This window comes from Pseudoduganella lutea (assembly GCF_004209755.1).
In the GTDB taxonomy this organism is placed as follows: Bacteria; Pseudomonadota; Gammaproteobacteria; order Burkholderiales; family Burkholderiaceae_D; genus Rugamonas; species Rugamonas lutea.
Genome location: NZ_CP035913.1, coordinates 418,976 through 435,807, shown reverse-complemented (window position 1 = coordinate 435,807; position 16,832 = coordinate 418,976). Strand labels below are relative to the sequence as shown.

Below are 16,832 nucleotides of genomic sequence, written 5' to 3'. Positions count from 1 at the left end.
TTGTCGTATTTCCAACACGGTCACGAAAATTGGTAATTGTTATTAGTAATAATCTTCGATAGTATTAGTCGTCCTCAAGCATGGACTTTGCGATCGCGGGCGGAAGTCCGTGGTCGTCGACTAATAAAATCAGGAGACGCACGCATGACCGTATTCACTCTCCGGCCGGTATGCGCGGCCATCATGTTGTTGACCGCTTACGCCGCGCCATCTTTTGCGCAAGAATCCGGCACCAGCGCCGCTGCCCCTGGCGCGCCCGCGAGTCCGGCGGCAGGCGCCGCTGCAAGCCCCGATGAACCGACCGCCGCACCGGTCCAGACGGTGCAGGTCACCGGCCTGCGCCAGAGTATCCGTTCGGCCGAGCAGATCAAGCGCCTGGCGGCGCAGGTGGTCGACTCGATCAACGCCGACGACATCGGCAAGTTCCCCGACCGCGCGGCCGGTGACGCGCTGCAGCGCATCGCCGGCGTGCAGGTGGGGCGCGACAGGGGCGAGACCAACAGTGTCATCATCCGCGGCCTTCCCGACGTCTCCACCACATTCGACGGCAACGAGATCTTCACGGGCACCGGGCGCCGCCTGTCCTACCAGGACTTGCCGATTTCCTCGATCGGCGGGCTCGACGTGTACAAATCGGCCAGCGCCAACCAGCTCGAGGGCGGCATCGCCGGCGGGGTCAACGTGCGCCTGCGCGCCCCGTTCGACTTCAAGCAGGACACCCTGACCGGCCACGTCGAAGGGCGCCGTTCGTCCACCAATGGCAGCAGCAATGCCAGGGACAAGACCGATCCGGGCGGCAGCGTGTTGTACAGCAAGCGCTGGAACAGCGGCATGGGCGAAATGGGCGTGGTGCTGGACGCCTCGTGGAACCGCCAGAACTGGACCTATCCGGTACAGTGGAACGACCGCGTCGACCGCCTGTTCTCGGTCAGCCCGGACGGCACCGCGGTGCGCCTGAACGACGACCAGCCGGTCGCGCCGCTCAAGGCCGGCGACCGGCTCGGCAACCTGCCGCACATCGGCGGGATCTACAACAACGGCGAACGTTCGCGCTCCAGCCTGCACGGTGCCTTCCAGTGGAAGATCAATCCCAGGCTTGAATTCACCACCCAGTACCTGGGCATGGGCTATCGTGGCGAGCACGAGGTCGACTACATCTTCTCGATCGTCGGCTGGGCGCCCAGGCTGACCAACGTGGTACTGCCGAAAGACGATGCCTGGTGCGGCACCCGGGATGGCGCGATCTGCCCGATCACCTCGGCCACCGCACCGGCCGCCAGCTTCGGCGGGCCGTACGACTGGGATCCGTTCACCGCCACCAGCACCTGGGGCGTGCAGGAACGCACCAAGGGCCACTACCTGAGCTTTGCCCTGGAATACAAGGACGGCCCATGGAAAGTGGTGTCCAACGCCGCCTTCTCGCGCTCCAGGTTCACCGATGAACGCCTGATCGTCGACCAGGCGATTCCCGGCGCAAGCTCCAGCGTGTACACCTACGGCGCCGATGGCCATGGCGGTTTCAATGCCATCACCACGCCGACCAGCAATGCGCCGCTGACCGATCCACGCCAGTTCGTGATGCGCGGGATGGTGGAGAACTTCGCCGTCTCGAAGGGGGAGCAGGCCCAGTGGCGCACCGACGCCACCTACCGCCTGAACGCCGGCATCCTGTCCGCCCTCGACATGGGGGTGCGCCTGTCCCGGCGCGATGTGACGTTCCACGGCGGCGAGGCCCACTACGACGTCCAGACTGCCGTGCGTCCGAATCCGGTCGAGGCATTCGGGCCCGGATTCGAGAAACTGGTGGGCGGCGTCGACCGCCTGGGCGGTCCCTTCGTCACCCCATCGCGGGAATACCTGATCGGCCAGGCCGACAAGGTGCGCGCGTTCTACGGCGCTCCGGCAGGGCGGGTGGCGGAAGACCCGAACCGCCTGTTCGACCAGCGCGAGACCACCGGCACGCTGTACCTGAACGGACGCTGGCAGGCCACCGTGATGGGCATCGACGTCAGCGGCCAGGCCGGCGCGCGGGTCGTGCGCGTCAACCGGGACCTCAAGGGCAAGAGCCGGGTCGGCAACGTGGTGTCCGACATCGACCTGTCGACCTCGGAGACCAATGTACTGCCGAACCTGTCGGCGGTGGTCGGCTGGACCGACAAGCTGCAGTCGCACCTGAGCGTGGGCAAGATGATCACCCGGCCGGAATTCCAGCGCCTCAATCCCGCGCTGTCGCTGATTCCGCCGACCGTCAATGCGCCTGGTACCGGCTCGGCGGGTAATCCGAACCTGGAGCCGACCAAGTCGGTCAACACCGACGCGACGCTCGAGTACTACTTCGAGAAAAACGGCTTTGCCCAGGTGGCGCTGTTCCACCGCGATATCGACGGCTACCTGCAGAACTTCGAAGTGGCCGAGACGATCGACGGCCAGAACTACCGCGTCACCCGGCCTCGCAACTCCGGCAAGGGCTCGCTCAAGGGCGCGGAGTTCGGCATCCAGAAGTTCTTTGACTTCCTGCCAGGCCCATGGAGCAACTTCGGCGCGCAGTTTAACTATACGTGGATCGACGGCAAGAACGAGACCGAGACCACGTTCGGCAGCGGCGTCTTCAAGCGCTCCGAACTGATCGACGTGGCCAGGAAAAGCTATAACCTGGCACTGCTTTACGAAGGCCACGGCCTGACCGGCAGGCTGGCCGCCACGCATCGCGGCAAGTACGTCGAGCAGATCGCCGAGCCACGCTTCGACCAGGACCGCATCGTTGCCGACTCGACCTATGTGGACCTGAGCCTGGGCTACGAGCTGACCAGGAATCTCACCTTGCAGTTCGACGCCATCAACCTGACCAAGGAAAAGTACGAGAGCTACGTGGGCGATCCGCGCCGTCCGCGCGACATCCGCTACTCGCCCACGGTGTACGGCGTCAGCCTGCGCTTCAAGATGTAAGGCAAGGCATGCGGCGGTCAGCCGCATGCCTCTCGTCATCGTATCGCGCCATCATCCAGTGTGCATGCCTGCCATGGACCGTCGAGGCCCACGGCAGGCCCGCGCGTCAAACCCTGCCCATTCCCTGCCCACTCCCCAACCTATGCCAGGAACCTACACCAATCCCGTCTACCACGACACCATGGCCGACCCGTTCGTGCTGCGCCACGAAGGCCACTACTATGCCTACGGCACCGCACCCGCCGCAGCGGACGGCAAATGCTTCCCTGTGCTGCGCTCGCCGGACCTGATCGGCTGGGAGCCGCTCGGCCACGCGCTGGTCGCGCCTGGCGGAAACGACTTCTGGGCGCCCGAAGTGGCCTTCAATGAAGGCCGCTTCTACATGTACTACTCGGCGCAAGGCATTGACGGCTGCGACCACCAATTGCGCGTGGCCGTCAGCGACAGGCCCGAAGGGCCGTTCCTCGATACCGGCCGCAAGCTGGTGCCGGACCAGCCGTTCTCCATCGACGCCCATCCGTTCCGCGACCAGGACGGCCAGTGGTACCTGTACTATTCGGTCGATTTCCTCGAGCTCGAGGGCGACCACCGGGTCGGCACCGGCATCGTGGTCGACCGCATGCTCGACATGCTGACCCTGGCGGGCGAGCCGCGCCTTGCGGTCCGTCCGCATGCCGACTGGCATCTGTTCCTCAAGCAGCGCAGCATGTACGGCAAGGTGTACGACTGGCACACGGTCGAAGGCCCGGCAGTGCAGAGGCACGCGGGCCGCTATTACCTGTTCTACAGCGGCGGCGCGTGGGAACGCGAGAACTACGGGGTCAGCTACGTGGTGGCCGACCATCCGCTCGGCCCGTTTACACGGCCGGACGAGGGCGGCGGCGCGCTGCTGATCCGCACCGCACCCGGCCGGGTGATCGGCCCCGGCCACAACTCCTTCACGCTGTCGCCGGACGGCACACAGACCTGGATCGTGTATCACGCCTGGGATGTGGCGCGCACGGCACGGCGCATGTGCATCGACCGGATGGCGTGGCAGGACGGTCGGCCGCGCACGGCTGGTCCGACCTGGGATGAACAGCCGGGACCGGCTTGAAACGGCAAGGGCGCGCACGCAAGCGCACATCAGCGCCGCATCACCGCAAGGCGAGGCAATGACGGACCCAGGGTCGCAACGCCTGGTCCGCGCGCATCTGAAAATGCGTCACCTGGTCCTGCTGGTGGCATTGGGAAAGCACGGCTCGATCATGGGCGCGGCGCACGCTGCCAATCTCACGCAGCCCGCGGCATCGAGGCTGCTCCGTGAGCTGGCCGAGCTGGCGCGCCAGAGCTGGATCCTGCCGCCGGCCGGCAGCATCCTGCGCAAGCGCCTGGCCACGCTGTTCCTGTCGAAAGGGCTGGAACCGCCCGCCGACACGGTGGAATCCACGGCACTGCCCCTGATCGCCAATCTGGTGGCAGGCAGCGACATGGTGGTCGCGCTGCCGCGCGAACTGATGCAGCCCTATCTCGACAACGGCAGCATGGTGGTCGCGCCGTTCGACCTGGGCATCGGCAAGGGTATCTACGGCCTCATCACGCGCCGCGGTCACCGGCTCTCGCCAGGCGCGAAAGCCATGCTCGAGGCGCTGCGCGAGGTAGCGGCACGGCGCTATCGTGCTTGAGCACGCCGGCCACCCCGGGCATCCGCCGACGGTGCGTGGCATGCGGACCCATGGAGACGCGTATGACTCCCTGCATCTGCGGCATCCGCGCCGGCCGACCTGGCCGGCGGTGGTCCCATGCACGCGGATCGCTCTCCTATTTTTTACCAGGCTGTATGCGTCGGCGTGCGATCAGTACTCCCAGTCCGAAAGCCAACATGGCATAAGTGGCCGGCTCGGGGACCGGTGACAGCGTAACGACGAAGCCGCTACCATCACTATCCATGCCGTAAAAGGTTTTTCCGTCGGCTGAAACGCCGAGAGGCAATGCCAGCGTACGACCGCCAAGGTCTACCCCGTGACTGGTGATGTAATCGGTGAAGTCGAGCATGCCCTGACCTTCGATCCAGATGGTGCCTTGGCCGGCGGCAGCGGGGCCGAAGCCCCGGTCGTAGCCGACAATGATCTGGCCATCGGCCGAAATTCCGGTTGCCCCCTGAAAGTCACCCGCCGCGTCCAGGTCGCCGAGCCACTCTGTCTGCTCAGTGACAGTGTTGTATCGCCAGGCCTGGCCGAAGTTACCGGTCCCGACAATCCAGCGGCCGTCCCCCGATACCGCACCCGCCTCCTGTAAAGCATTGCCCTGTCCATCGACCATGTCATGCAGCGTGCCGTCCTTCCAGTAGGCACCGGTCCATTGCCCGTTCGGTTGCTCGACCCAGCCAGCGATGACGCTGCCGTCATGGGACACGCCATTGGCACGCGAGGAGCCTCCGAGAGAGCCGAGGTCGCTGACGCCGCCGGCAGTGGACGCGGTGGCATGAGCAGTGCCACCGTCAACCCATCCCAGGCCAACCACAGTGTTTCCATCACCGGATATACCCCAGCTTGCGCTGGCCGACGTCCCCGAGATGCCGCCAATGCCGCCCAGTGTTGTCCACTGGCCGGTGCCGACCGAGTAGTATCCCGCATAGCTCAGGCCATCGCTTCCGTAGGCCGAGCCGGAGATGCGCGAACCGTCAGCCGACACACCAGCCATGCCACCTTGCCATGCCCCGCCAATGGAAGTAACGCCGGTGGCAGCGGTCCACATGTAATAGGCCCCGTTTTCGCTATAAGCGCCGATCACGCTGCCGTTCGCCGATGAACCTGAAACCGTAATGCCATAACCGAGATCCCAAAGATTGCCTGCCGCGTGAGCGAGTGGGGCGGTCAAGCTGCCAACGAAAGCAGTTGCCGCAAGAGCAAAACGAGCTGATGTCATCATGTTTCGTGCCTTGGATTGAATGGAACAATGCTGGGGTCACCAGCTTCAAGTGGATCATTCGGCAAACAAATTACGCTCCTGGCCAGCCTCGAGTCGACGCCAGAAAATTGAAGCGATCGCGACGAGGCGGGCTTTCCTGCTGCACGGCCAGCGCATTCAACCAGCGTGACTTGGCGAACCGTTTAGCAGGGCACAGGCGTGAGGTTCGTCGGACGAGGTGAGCGGCAGGGGCATTACGGCTGCTGCGGTGACGCAAAGGCCGCCTTGCTTATTCGGGCAACGCAGCAACCGTGTCAGCCCCGATCGCTCAACGGCGGGCGCGGCGACGTGCCAGCGCGGCCATGGCGGCCAGGCCGGCCAGCAGCATGCCTCCTTGCGCCGGTTCGGGCACGGGGCTGATGCTGATATTGTCGACAGCCACGTCGAAGTAGGTGAAACCGAAGGCAAAGCCCGGCACGAAGGTGGTGAAGGCTACTTCGTCCACGCCTGCCAGCACGCTGGCAAAGGTGCGGTCGGACGGCAGGTACGGGTTGCCTTGCGCATCCTCGTTACCGTAGCCGCCCCAGCCGGCGGGGAGGCCCAGCGCAGACGTGTCGGCAATCGTCACGGACAGATGCTGCCAGCCCGCCTTGCTGGCGTCCAGCGTGCCCACCTTGGTCCAGACGCTCGTGTAGGGCAAGCCGTTGGCCTGGTTGTCGTAGTCGCGCAATTCGATGACCAGGTCGCGCGTGACTTCGCGGTTGAAGAACCAGACGCTGTTGGCCAGCACGTCGATGCCGAAGGTGACACCCTGCATCTGCGTATAGTCGCGGACAAAATTTGTGTTGGTCGTCGTGCTCCACGTGGCGCCGAAGTGCTCGATCTGCGTGTGCAGGGCCGGGGCCCCGTTGCCCAGCGACGTGTCGATGCTCGTGCCGCCATTGCCGTCCATCGGCTGCAAGCCTTGCCAGCCTTCTGCTCCCTGGCCGAACGTGACAGTCGAATCGGGCGCGGCCACTGCGGTAACCTGGAGCGCGGCGAGCAGCAACATCGTCAAAGTCTTCTTCATGGTAGTCCTTGTGTGTCGGAAAACCCGTATCGCTGCGCCACCGTGGGATGGACGGAGCCAGTCTGGTACGTTGGGTATGGTACCAGTCTTAAGAATTTATTAAGAGATACAGGCCTATTCTCGACAGGCAATTACCGACTGTCAAAGAGCTTTGTTGGTTACTTTGTAACAAAGTTCCGTATGAAAATTGCTGTATGGAGGCGGCAATATTTTGCTCTTGGAGATGTGCAGGCGCGTCCACAGCCGTGCCATGCGAAGTTCGTCGGCCACACGAAGGTGCAACGCTGACTGGGTGGCATGACCGCGCCTTCGCGGTGCTCGGCGGGCATCCCGAAGAGCATCCGGCACGACGATATGAAGACGGTGATCCGGGCGCAGCCAGGCAAACGTCGGGCAGCTCACCTGGGCCGAGATATCGAAAGCGGGGTCACAAATTTCGCAATTCAGGCCAATGCCGAGTGGCGCTACGATCGGCTGCCCTGGCCTTTGCGACTGGACCCATCATGACCCTGCGCCCGAGCATTCGCGCCGCGCTGCTGTATTGCCTCCTGACGTATGACGCGGCCGCCAAGGAGCCGGTCGATCAGGTCGACCCCTTCATTGGCACGCTTGGCGAAGGCAATGTATTTGCCGGAGCGACACTGCCGTTCGGCTTCCTCCAGCCCGGCCCGGACACCGGTCCTGGCAGCGGCGCGTCGGGCTACAAGCATGACAAGCCGATCACCGGCTTCTCGCAGCAGCATATCTCGGGCATGGGCGGCCCGCTGTATGGCCACCTTTCGCTCATGCCGGTGGCTGGCGCGTTCATCGATCCGGCACGCCTGGCCGCTGCTGGCAAATCGGACGAGGTCGCCACGCCCGGCTATTACGCCGTAACGCTGCAACCGTCCGGGGTCAGGGTTGAACTGACCGCCACCCGGCACGTGGCGCTGCACCGCCATACCTTCCCGGCCGGCGCCGCCCGGAGCGTGGCGCTCGACATCGGCCATGTGCTGTACGGCGCCGGGAAGCCCTCATGGAACTCGGCCAGGCCGGTCAAGGGCGAGGTACGCATCGACCCGGCAAGGCGCGAAGTCAGCGGACACATGACTTACCAGGGCGGACGCAGCAGCGCGCGCCGCTACAAAATCCATTTCGTGGCCAGGTTCGACCAGGCTTTCGCCGACTTTGGCGCCTGGACGGCAGGCGCGTCACCACAAGTGCGCGTGGCGCATCTCGAGGGCGAGCGGATCGGCGCCTGGCTGCGCTTTGCCGAGACCGAGGCGAGCGTGGTGGGAGCGCGTGTGGCCCTGTCTTATACGGGCCTGGAGCAGGCCCACGCTTACCTGGAGCAGGAAACGCACGACGTTGCTTTCGAGCGCGCCAGGATGGACGCACGCGCCGCCTGGGGCGAGGTGCTGGGCAAGATCACGGTGGAAGGCGGTACCCGGGACCAGCGCACCCAGTTTCACTCGGCCATGTACCGTATCCACATGACGCCCAACGACTGGACCGGCGAAGCCCCGGCCCGCTATGGCACTGCGACCTATTATGAAAATATGCTCTGCCTGTGGGATACGTTCCGCACCGTCAATCCGCTGCTGACACTGATCCAGCCGACCGTCCAGGCCGGCATCGTCAACACCCTGATCAACTATTACAAGCACGACGGCTGGACCGGCGACGCCCATAGCGCCCATCACTATGAGCATGTGCAGAACGGCTCGAGCGCCGATGTCGTGGTGGCCGACGCATTCGTGAAGAAGCTGCCGGGTATTGACTGGCGCGACGCCTACGCGGCGATCCGCAAGAACGCTTTCGTGGACGACGATCCGGCGATCGACGGCCGTCCCGACAAGGGGCGCTTCCGGCTGGACGATTACCGGAAACACGGCTACGTGCCAGTCGACGCCAGCAGTACCTACAAAGCCATCCAGGCCGTATCGCGTACCCTGGAGTACGCGCACAATGACCACGCGGTACTGACCCTGGCGCGCCGGTTCGGCAGCACCGAAGATGTCGCGGAACTGGAAAGGCGCGTGCTCTGGTATCGCAATGTGTGGGATGGAGAGACCCGCTTCATGCGCGGCAAGCGCAAGGACGGCAGCTGGCTTGCGCCCTTCGATCCGGTCGCCAACGCCCACGGCAGCGGCGCTGGTCTGTGGTACGGCACCGGAGAGCAGTACTACGAGGGCAGCGCATGGACCTGGAGCTGGCATGTGCCGCACGATGTGCAGGGCTTGATCACTCTGAACTTCGGCAACGAGCGCTTCGTGGAACGGCTCCGCACGGCGGTGGACCGGCACTACGAGGCCTACAACGAGCCCGGGATGCTGCAGACCTTCTTGTTCAGCCATGCGGGCCGTCCCGATCTGACCCAGCACTATTCACGCCACGCGCTGCGCCATTTCAGCGCGACGCCCGCGGGCCTGCCGGGCAATGACGACAGCGGCACCACCTCGGCCTGGCTGGTGTGGGCGATGCTGGGCTTGTACCCGAACGCCGGCCAGGACTGGTATTACATCGGCAGCCCGGTATTCACCCGCGCGCAGATCCATCTGGCCGATGGAAAGCGCGTCACGCTGGAGGCGCCAGCCGCCAGCGTGGCGAACAAGTACATCGCCGCGCTCACGGTCAATGGGCGTGCCTGGACGCAGCCCTGGATCCGCCATGCCGACCTGGTTGGCGGCGCGACACTCAAGTTCACCATGAGCGACAAGCCAGGAAAGTGGGGCAGCGCTTTCCCACCGCCGTCGCACTCGCGCGGGCCGGGTCGCTGAACTGGCGGCCCGACCGGATCAGCTTCGACGGACCTCGTCTGGATCGCGCTGTCCACGAACGGCATCTGGCAATGCAACCTATCGTTGTGTCCGAACATACTTGCCCAACGCGCAGGTCTCGAAAGCGATTTCGAAAACTCGCTGCCGATACCACGGGCAACCAGATCTTGCCCACAGCTGGAGCTTGCTGCATGACACGCATTACCAATGCGGCAAACAAAAAAATATTATGCCGTCATGACTTCCACCGCATGCATCGGGTCGGTGTACTCCCGGACTTCCGCGATCTTCCCGTCACGAAGCCGAAACAGGATGTGATACTCGTTCTCGTAGCGTTTTCCACTTTTCGTTTTTCCAAGCGAACGCGCTTCTGCGGCGACAGTATCGCCCTCTCCAATCGAGCTGTTCAACTGCATTTTTAATCCACCATCAAAAAAAGCAAAGAGATCGTGAAGAACGGGCCGCATTTCAGCTTTCGTTTTTGATCCGGAAAACGCAAACAGGTGCGGTTTTCCGTTGACCCACCAGGTCGCGTCATCCGTCAGCATGGCAAGAAGCTCGTTTGCTCCAGCAGTTTCAAAGTGGCTGAGGAAGCGTTCTACGACATGTTTGTTTGATGTGATACTCATCAGTAATCTCTCCTCGAGGATGGGACAAGCGCGGTTTTTTAACTGGCCAACGTCATGCTATTCAGTCAAATGACGACTCTCGCTCTTGCGATCCGAGACGTGGACGGAAAGGCCGGTTTGCCCGGGGAGTATGTCGCTCCGCAAGGTAAGCGCCGGAATGTCGTAATCGCCCTTGTTCTGAGGACGAAACGCGATGGGATCCGCGCTGAAGAGCGTATCGAGTCGTTGTCCGAGTTCGTCGCGGATGCGGGCAAACCTGCTCTCATCCGTGCTGCCGGCTCGATACACCACGAACGGCGGCATCACGTCGAAGCCCGGATAGAACAGGATGCCATGCTGGATCGGGTAGAGGATGTCATCGATCGGACCATTGATGCCACGCGGACCGTAATGCGATTCCCAGCCACCTGCCGTCACCATCAGCATGGCTCGCTTTCCGGCCAATGTGCCCTCGCCAAAGCGATCCCCCCAATGGGTGTCGGAATGCTCCCCAACGCCATACGCGAAGCCGAACGCATAAACCCGCTCGATCCAGCCTTTCAGAATCGCCGGCATGGAGTACCACCATAGCGGGAACTGAAGAATCACCGCGTCGGCCCACAACAGCTTTTCCTGCTCGCGGCCGATGTCTTCACTCTGGAAGCCGTTTTCAAAAGCGTGCTTCGATTCGAAGGCGACATCGAACCGGGTCGTCGACAGCCGTTGGGTGGTGTCCGCAGCATCGACAGCCGCTTTCCAATTCATTTCGTACAAATCCGACACTTTTACCGAGTGTCCGGCGCTCTGCAGCCGCTGTACGGCGAAATCTTTCAGCGCACCGTTCAAGGACCGGGATTCCGGATGCGCATGGACGAGAAGGATGTTCATGATTGTTCTTTAAACGTAAGCAGGGAAGGGCAGGATAGGTTCGATTCAGGTATATTGGAAATGAATTGTCAACATACGAGCTATTAAGATGGTTAATTTGCGAAACCTCGACTTGAACCTGCTCGTCACCCTCGACGTGCTGCTGGCTGAACGGAATGTCACGCGGGCAGCGCGGCGCCTCAGCTATTCGCAGCCTTCCGTCAGCGTTCACCTCGCCAAGCTCCGGGATATCTTTGGCGATCCGCTGCTGCTCCCCGGTCCGCGCGGCATGCAGGCCACCGCAAGAGCCGAGGCATTGCGCCAGCCATTGCGCGAAGCGCTGGAATCGCTGGAGCGCGCAGTGACGCCAGCGCGGCCGTTCAACCCGGCCGAGTCCGAACATACCTGGCGCGTCGCCGCTTCGGACTCCAGTGGATCGACCATCCTTTTACCCGCGATGACCGCTATCCGGGCGGCGGCGCCGGGAACCCGGCTTGCAGTACTGGACCTGGTACCGTCACGCCTTGCGAAGCAAGCTGAACAGGGGGAGGTGGATCTTGCCTTCCATACTGTCGAAGACTCCCCTCCCGGACTGCGCCGTCGGTCACTTTTCACAGAGCGCTATGTGCTTGCCGGCCGGGTGGGGCATCCGCGTTTGCGTCCGCAACTGACCTTGGCGGAATTCTGCGAACTGGAGCACGTAATGGTGTCGCCGGACCGCGGCGGCTTCCATGGCGTCACTGACGATGCGCTTGCCAAAGCCGGATTGCAGCGCAAGGTGGTCCTTTCCGTTCCCCACTTTCTGTTGATGATGTCCGTCCTGGCCAGCACCGACCTCGTGGCGATGTTGCCCTCGCGCCTGGTGCGCAATACCCGGACACTGCAGGTCATCGAGCCACCTGTGGATGTTCCCGGGTACGAGATGGTGATGCTCTGGCATGAGCGTTCCCATCGGGATCCTGCCCATCAGTGGTTGCGGGAGGTCATCGCAACGCCGGTATGAACTGATTCCTATACCGATTGCTGGCACTGGGCGTGTCGCTTCGCCTGAATGCCCTCACGCGCCGCCGGCCGCTTCCCAGCAGTCCTCGGCGATGTCGGCCAGCAGCAGCCCCTGCTGCCAGCGGTCGCAGTCGTCCTCGGTGCGGCCGTCCACGCCGCGCCGCTGGCGCGCATAGGCCGGGTACACCATGCGCCCCTCCACCTCGAACGCGTGCGGCAGCAGCTCGGGCGCGAAGTACAGCGACTCGCCGGGACCGGCATGGGCCCGGAAGCCCGCCATCGCGCGTGTCCACAACGCGCGGAAGTCGCGCACGTGCGGCACTCCCTCGTCGAGGATGGCCGGCTGCAGTGCCCCGCAGTCGGCGATGCGGCCGTGCAGGTAGCGCACCCGGTCGAACACCGGCTGCAGCAGGTCGAGCTTGCGTTCCCAGTCGCCGTAGCGCAGTTCGCAGCCGGCATACCAGTGCGAGAAATCGCCATTGAAGCGCAGCGCCGGATAGCGCTCCACGAGGTCCAGCGTGCGGCGCGGGTCCTGGGTGAGGGTGGCGCGGTGCGTTTCCACGTGGACGGGGTAGCGCTGCGCGGCGGCCGCCTCGAGTACCGCCTCGACCAGCGCATGGCCTTCGGCCGCCGACTCGAAACCGGTGCCCAGGTGGATCGTGGTCAGGCCGAAGCCGAGCGCCTTGTGCCGGGATACCAGCTCGTGCGCCTGGGCCGGCGCGATGACCCGGCCGGCCGCGTGCATCACGGCGCCGGCGCGAAAGCCGGCATCCATCAGGGGATCGCCTGCTTCGACCTGCAGCCCGGCATAGCCGGCCTGCAGGATGGCCGCGACGGTGGCCTGCGGATCGTCTTGCAGCGGCGCCCTGGACCAGGCGGGCAGCGCGCGGAGCGTCCAGGTGCTGAGCATGCGCACCAGGCTGTGCTGTGGAGGCACCACGGTCAGCGCCCCGCCAGGGTGCTGACCGAGCGGTCGGTCTCCGGCGCCATCAACGCTTTGTCATCGTCGGCGAAGCGCTTCTGTCCCATGGCCAGGACCTGGTCGTCGTCCAGCTTGTGCAGCGGGGTGTAGTTCGGGTGGTGGGACGGCTTGTATGGATCGTTGTCGGCCGCGTTGTAGCAGCAGATCATCGACCAGCGCGGCTGGTCCGAATGGTTCTGGTCGGAGCGGTGCAGCGTGTTCGGATGGAACAGCAGCAGGTCGCCGGGGGCCATCTCCACGTGCACGGTGTCCAGCCGCGCGGTGATGGCGGCGATGCGTTCGGGATCGATGCCGGCCTGGTCGCCGGTCTGCTGGTGATCCAGCCGCCCGAGCAGGTGCGATTGCCGGATCACCTGCAGGCAGCCATTGTCGCGGGTGCAGGGGTCGATGGCGATGAACGCGCTGCACAGGCGCGGGAACAGCACGCCGTTCTGGTACCAGTAGCCATAGTCCTGGTGCCAGGCCCACGCGCCGCCGATCCGGGCGTCCTTCATGATCATCTTCGAATGGTAGTGATAGATCTCGCCGCCCAGCAGCGTCTCGATCGAGTCGACCAGCGAGCGCGAACGGGCGATGGCGCCGTAGATCGTGTCGGTCGGGTGGTTCCACAGGGACAGGCGCACGACGCCGCCTTCGCCGTCGGCACGGCCGAACGAAGCCTGGTCGAGCACCCGGTCCTGCTGGGCGCTGTCGCGCAGGAGCCGCACCTCCGCGGGTTTGAAGAAGGCGGGCAGCAGGACATAGCCGTCACGGTCGTAGGCGGCTTTCTGGTCCTGGTCGAGGACGTAGTTGGGCATGGCAATCCCTTTCGGATGCAGGTTGAATATGTGGGGTAGCCGTGCGCCCGGGAGCGCATGGCCAGCGATTCAGCGGGCCTTGTTCCAGCCGGCGGCGATGTCTTCCAGCGAGCGGTTGCGGGTTTCCGGCACGAAGAACCAGGCAAACAGCCCCTGCGTGGCGCAGAAGGCGGCCAGCAGGGTGAACGTGGCGGCGCTGCCGAGCCGGTTGAACACATCCGGGAACAGCAGCACCACCACCGCGTTGGCGGCCCACTGGGCCAGGACCGGCACGATCATGGCGCGGCTGCGGATATGGTTGGGCAGCAGTTCCGGCAGCAGGGTCCAGAACACCGGGCCGATGCACGCCGCGAAGAAGAACAGGTAGAGCACGACCAGGGCGAGCACCAGCATGCCTTCGAAGTGCCCGGTCCAGGCGGCCACGGCCAGCCCGGCGAGGGTCAGCGCCATGCCGATCGACCCGGTGATGTAGAGGGGGCGCCGGCCCAGCCGGTCGATGGTCCAGAACGACAGCAGCGTGAACACGAAGTTGGCCAGGCCGACCACGAAGGTGGAAAACAGCGCGGCGTCCAGCGTGAAACCGGCCGAGCGGAAGATCATCGGCGAATAGTCGATCACCGTGTTGATGCCGGTTTGCTGCACCAGGATCGCCAGTACCAGCACCACCAGCAGCGGGCGGCGGTTGGCCGGCGCCGCCAGCGCGCGCCAGCCGGCATCCTGCTGCGCCAGCGAAGCGCGGATGGCGTCCAGCTCGCGCCGGGCGTGGGCGTCGCCGCTGACCCGGGCCAGCACCCGCAGGGCCTCGTGATCACGGCCGCGGCTGGCGAGGTAGCGCGGCGTTTCGGGCGAGGCCAGCATCAGGGCGAACAGCATGGCCGAGGGCAGGGCGCCGGTGTAGAACATCAGGCGCCAGGCATCCGGGCCGGCGTCGCACAGCGCGTAATTGATCAGGTAGGACACCAGGATGCCGGTCACGATGGCCATCTGGTACAGCGCGCCCATGCGCCCGCGCAGGCGTGGCGGCGCCACTTCCGAGATGTACACCGGCGCCGCCAGCGACACCACGCCGACCGCCAGCCCGCCCAGGAAGCGCGCCACGTTGAACCAGGTGAAGTCGGTGGCCGCGCCGCTGGCCACGCAGGTCGCGCCGAACAGCAGCGCCACCCACAGCATCACGCCGCGCCGGCCCAGGCGGTCGGCCAGCGCGCCGGCGGCGGCCGCGCCGAGCATGCAGCCGAACAGCAGTGAACTGAAGGCGAAGCCCAGTTGCAGGTGGGTCAGCCCGAACTGCTTTTCGATGAACGGGCCGGCACCGGTGATGATGGCGATGTCGAAGCCGAACATGATGCCGCCGAACGCGCCGGCCAGGCCGAGCAGCATCAGGGCGCGCAGGTTGACCGGGGCGTCGCCGGCGGGCGTGCCGGCCTGGTCCGCTGGCGCCGGACCGGTGTCGATGATGGAATGCATGGGTCTCCCGGGGCAGTGCCCTCGTTGATGTCGTTGTCAGCGGTCGGGGCGGCGCTGCGCAGTGCGGTGCAGTGCGGCCGACCTTCGGCAAAGGATAGCCAGCGCACGGCGGTCAGGTTTTATGCTTCTTGCGCGGGCGCTTTATGAAATCTACTCGCCTGTTGCATCGCCCACGCCGCTGCGCCTACGATGACCGCAGGAGACCCGTCATGAACCACGCACGCAAACGCATTGCCCTGCTGTTCACCGCCAGCAATTTCTACTACCGCGACGTGGCCGCCGGCGTGGCGGCGCACGTGGCGCGCCATGGCCTGGACTGGGAACTGATCGCCGCCGACCTGTCGTCCTGCTCGATCGAGCAGGTGGCGCAGTGGCGCATCGAAGGCATCATCGCCGAGATGGACCAGCCGCAGGCCGTGCACAAGCTGGCCGCGGCGCGCGCCTGCGTGGTCGGGGTCGGCAGCGCCAGTGCCGACACGCCGCCCGGGCCGTTCTCGATGGCCGGGTCGGACAACCTGGCACTGGTGAAGAAGGCCTACCGCTACCTGGTCGAGCAGGGCGCGCCGCACCTCGCGATGTACAGCCTGCCGCCGGCGCACAACCGCCACTGGGCGGTGGAACGCGAACGGGCGTTTGCCCGCCTGTGCGCGGCCGACGGCGCGGTCGGACCCGTCTACCACGGCCATGAACCGAGCGTGCTGGCGTGGGAGTCGCAGCTCGAGGAACTGGTCGACTGGCTGGTCCTGCTGCCCAAGCCGGCGGCCGTGCTGGCTGTCAATGACGCGCGCGCACGCCACCTGCTCCAGGCCTGCGCCGCCGGCCCCCGCGCGCTGGCGGGCAGCATCAGCATCGTCGGCATCGACAACGACCCGCTGGTGCACACGCTGGCGCGCGTGCCGATCAGCTCCGTCATGCACGCCACCGACGCCATCGGCCGCGCCGCCGCCTCGCTGCTGCACCAGGACATGCTGGGGCTGGGGCTGGGCGTGCGCAACATCCTGCTGCCGCCTTCGGGCATGAACGGCGCCGCGCCGCGCGAAGGCGCGCACGGCGAGGCGGTGGCCCGCGCCCTGCATTTCATCGACCTGCACGCCACGGACGGCATCAAGGCCGAACAGGTGGCGCGCCATGTCGGCCTGTCGCGCTCCTGGCTGGAACGCCAGTTCCAGCGCGAGCTGGGACACTCGCTGCACGACGCCATCTTCCGGCGCCGGCTCGACGCGGCCAAGGCGATGCTGCTGCACGGCCATGGCGACCTGGCCGAGGTGGCCGCGCGCTGCGGCTACAGTTCGGTGCAGTACCTGTATGGCGTGTTCGCGCGTGAACTGGGTTGCACGCCGCGCGACTTCCGCCAGCGCGGGCAGCCGGATGCTTTGCAAAATCCGTGCATCGACACGCAGATTTCATAATGTCTGATCGTCCTGGCGTGTGCCACACTTTGCCGCC

General features: G+C 65.0%; 13 protein-coding genes. 6 read left to right on the top strand and 7 right to left on the bottom strand.

Annotation, left to right across the window (positions count from 1 at the left end; all coding sequences use genetic code 11):
• Positions 1–144 precede the first annotated feature (144 nt).
• From EWM63_RS01775 to EWM63_RS01765, 3 genes are all read left to right on the top strand, one after another.
• Entirely contained in the window at positions 145–2,946 is a 2,802-nt protein-coding gene (locus EWM63_RS01775) for a TonB-dependent receptor (protein ID WP_130185019.1), read from the top strand.
• Between the two features lie 142 nt (positions 2,947–3,088).
• Positions 3,089–4,042 carry a glycoside hydrolase family 43 protein gene (locus tag EWM63_RS01770; RefSeq protein WP_130185018.1) on the top strand — a complete coding sequence of 318 codons (954 nt, stop codon included), beginning with the start codon at positions 3,089–3,091 and terminating at the stop codon, positions 4,040–4,042.
• Positions 4,043–4,100: 58 nt separating this feature from the next.
• Positions 4,101–4,610: a LysR family transcriptional regulator gene (locus EWM63_RS01765; RefSeq protein WP_130185017.1), complete on the top strand. Its 510-nt coding sequence runs from the start codon at positions 4,101–4,103 to the stop codon at positions 4,608–4,610.
• A 136-nt stretch (positions 4,611–4,746) separates the two neighbouring features.
• Here EWM63_RS01765 and EWM63_RS01760 read toward each other — a convergent pair whose 3' ends face one another.
• Both EWM63_RS01760 and EWM63_RS01755 read right to left on the bottom strand, forming a co-directional pair.
• Positions 4,747–5,856, bottom strand: coding sequence for a PEP-CTERM sorting domain-containing protein (locus tag EWM63_RS01760; RefSeq protein ID WP_130185016.1), 1,110 nt, complete (start codon positions 5,854–5,856; stop codon positions 4,747–4,749).
• Positions 5,857–6,163: 307 nt separating this feature from the next.
• Positions 6,164–6,904 carry a PEP-CTERM sorting domain-containing protein gene (locus EWM63_RS01755; RefSeq protein ID WP_229487675.1) on the bottom strand — a complete coding sequence of 247 codons (741 nt, stop codon included), beginning with the start codon at positions 6,902–6,904 and terminating at the stop codon, positions 6,164–6,166.
• A 503-nt stretch (positions 6,905–7,407) separates the two neighbouring features.
• On the opposite strand from EWM63_RS01755, the gene EWM63_RS01750 reads away from it, so the two are divergent.
• The gene (locus EWM63_RS01750) at positions 7,408–9,663 is read left to right on the top strand and encodes a GH92 family glycosyl hydrolase (protein WP_165390724.1); all 2,256 of its coding nucleotides are present in this window, start codon (positions 7,408–7,410) and stop codon (positions 9,661–9,663) included.
• A gap of 227 nt (positions 9,664–9,890) precedes the next feature.
• Here EWM63_RS01750 and EWM63_RS01745 read toward each other — a convergent pair whose 3' ends face one another.
• Complete coding sequence (locus EWM63_RS01745; protein ID WP_130185014.1) at positions 9,891–10,292, bottom strand: nuclear transport factor 2 family protein; 402 nt, start codon at positions 10,290–10,292, stop codon at positions 9,891–9,893.
• Between the two features lie 57 nt (positions 10,293–10,349).
• Complete coding sequence (locus EWM63_RS01740) at positions 10,350–11,159, bottom strand: NAD(P)H-dependent oxidoreductase (RefSeq protein ID WP_130185013.1); 810 nt, start codon at positions 11,157–11,159, stop codon at positions 10,350–10,352.
• A gap of 88 nt (positions 11,160–11,247) precedes the next feature.
• On the opposite strand from EWM63_RS01740, the gene EWM63_RS01735 reads away from it, so the two are divergent.
• Positions 11,248–12,141 (top strand): LysR family transcriptional regulator, encoded by an 894-nt coding sequence (locus EWM63_RS01735; RefSeq protein WP_130185012.1) that lies wholly within the window; start codon positions 11,248–11,250, stop codon positions 12,139–12,141.
• Between the two features lie 54 nt (positions 12,142–12,195).
• Here EWM63_RS01735 and EWM63_RS01730 read toward each other — a convergent pair whose 3' ends face one another.
• The 3 genes from EWM63_RS01730 to EWM63_RS01720 form a co-directional block, all read right to left on the bottom strand.
• The gene (locus tag EWM63_RS01730) at positions 12,196–13,080 is read right to left on the bottom strand and encodes an IolE/MocC family protein (protein ID WP_130185011.1); all 885 of its coding nucleotides are present in this window, start codon (positions 13,078–13,080) and stop codon (positions 12,196–12,198) included.
• Between the two features lie 2 nt (positions 13,081–13,082).
• Positions 13,083–13,919, bottom strand: a complete 837-nt coding sequence (locus tag EWM63_RS01725) for a phytanoyl-CoA dioxygenase family protein (RefSeq protein ID WP_130185010.1) — start codon at positions 13,917–13,919, stop codon at positions 13,083–13,085.
• 69 nt (positions 13,920–13,988) lie between these two features.
• Positions 13,989–15,386 carry a sugar porter family MFS transporter gene (locus tag EWM63_RS01720; RefSeq protein WP_130185009.1) on the bottom strand — a complete coding sequence of 466 codons (1,398 nt, stop codon included), beginning with the start codon at positions 15,384–15,386 and terminating at the stop codon, positions 13,989–13,991.
• Positions 15,387–15,595: 209 nt separating this feature from the next.
• On the opposite strand from EWM63_RS01720, the gene EWM63_RS01715 reads away from it, so the two are divergent.
• Positions 15,596–16,795: an AraC family transcriptional regulator gene (locus EWM63_RS01715; protein ID WP_165390723.1), complete on the top strand. Its 1,200-nt coding sequence runs from the start codon at positions 15,596–15,598 to the stop codon at positions 16,793–16,795.
• Positions 16,796–16,832: the final 37 nt, after the last annotated feature.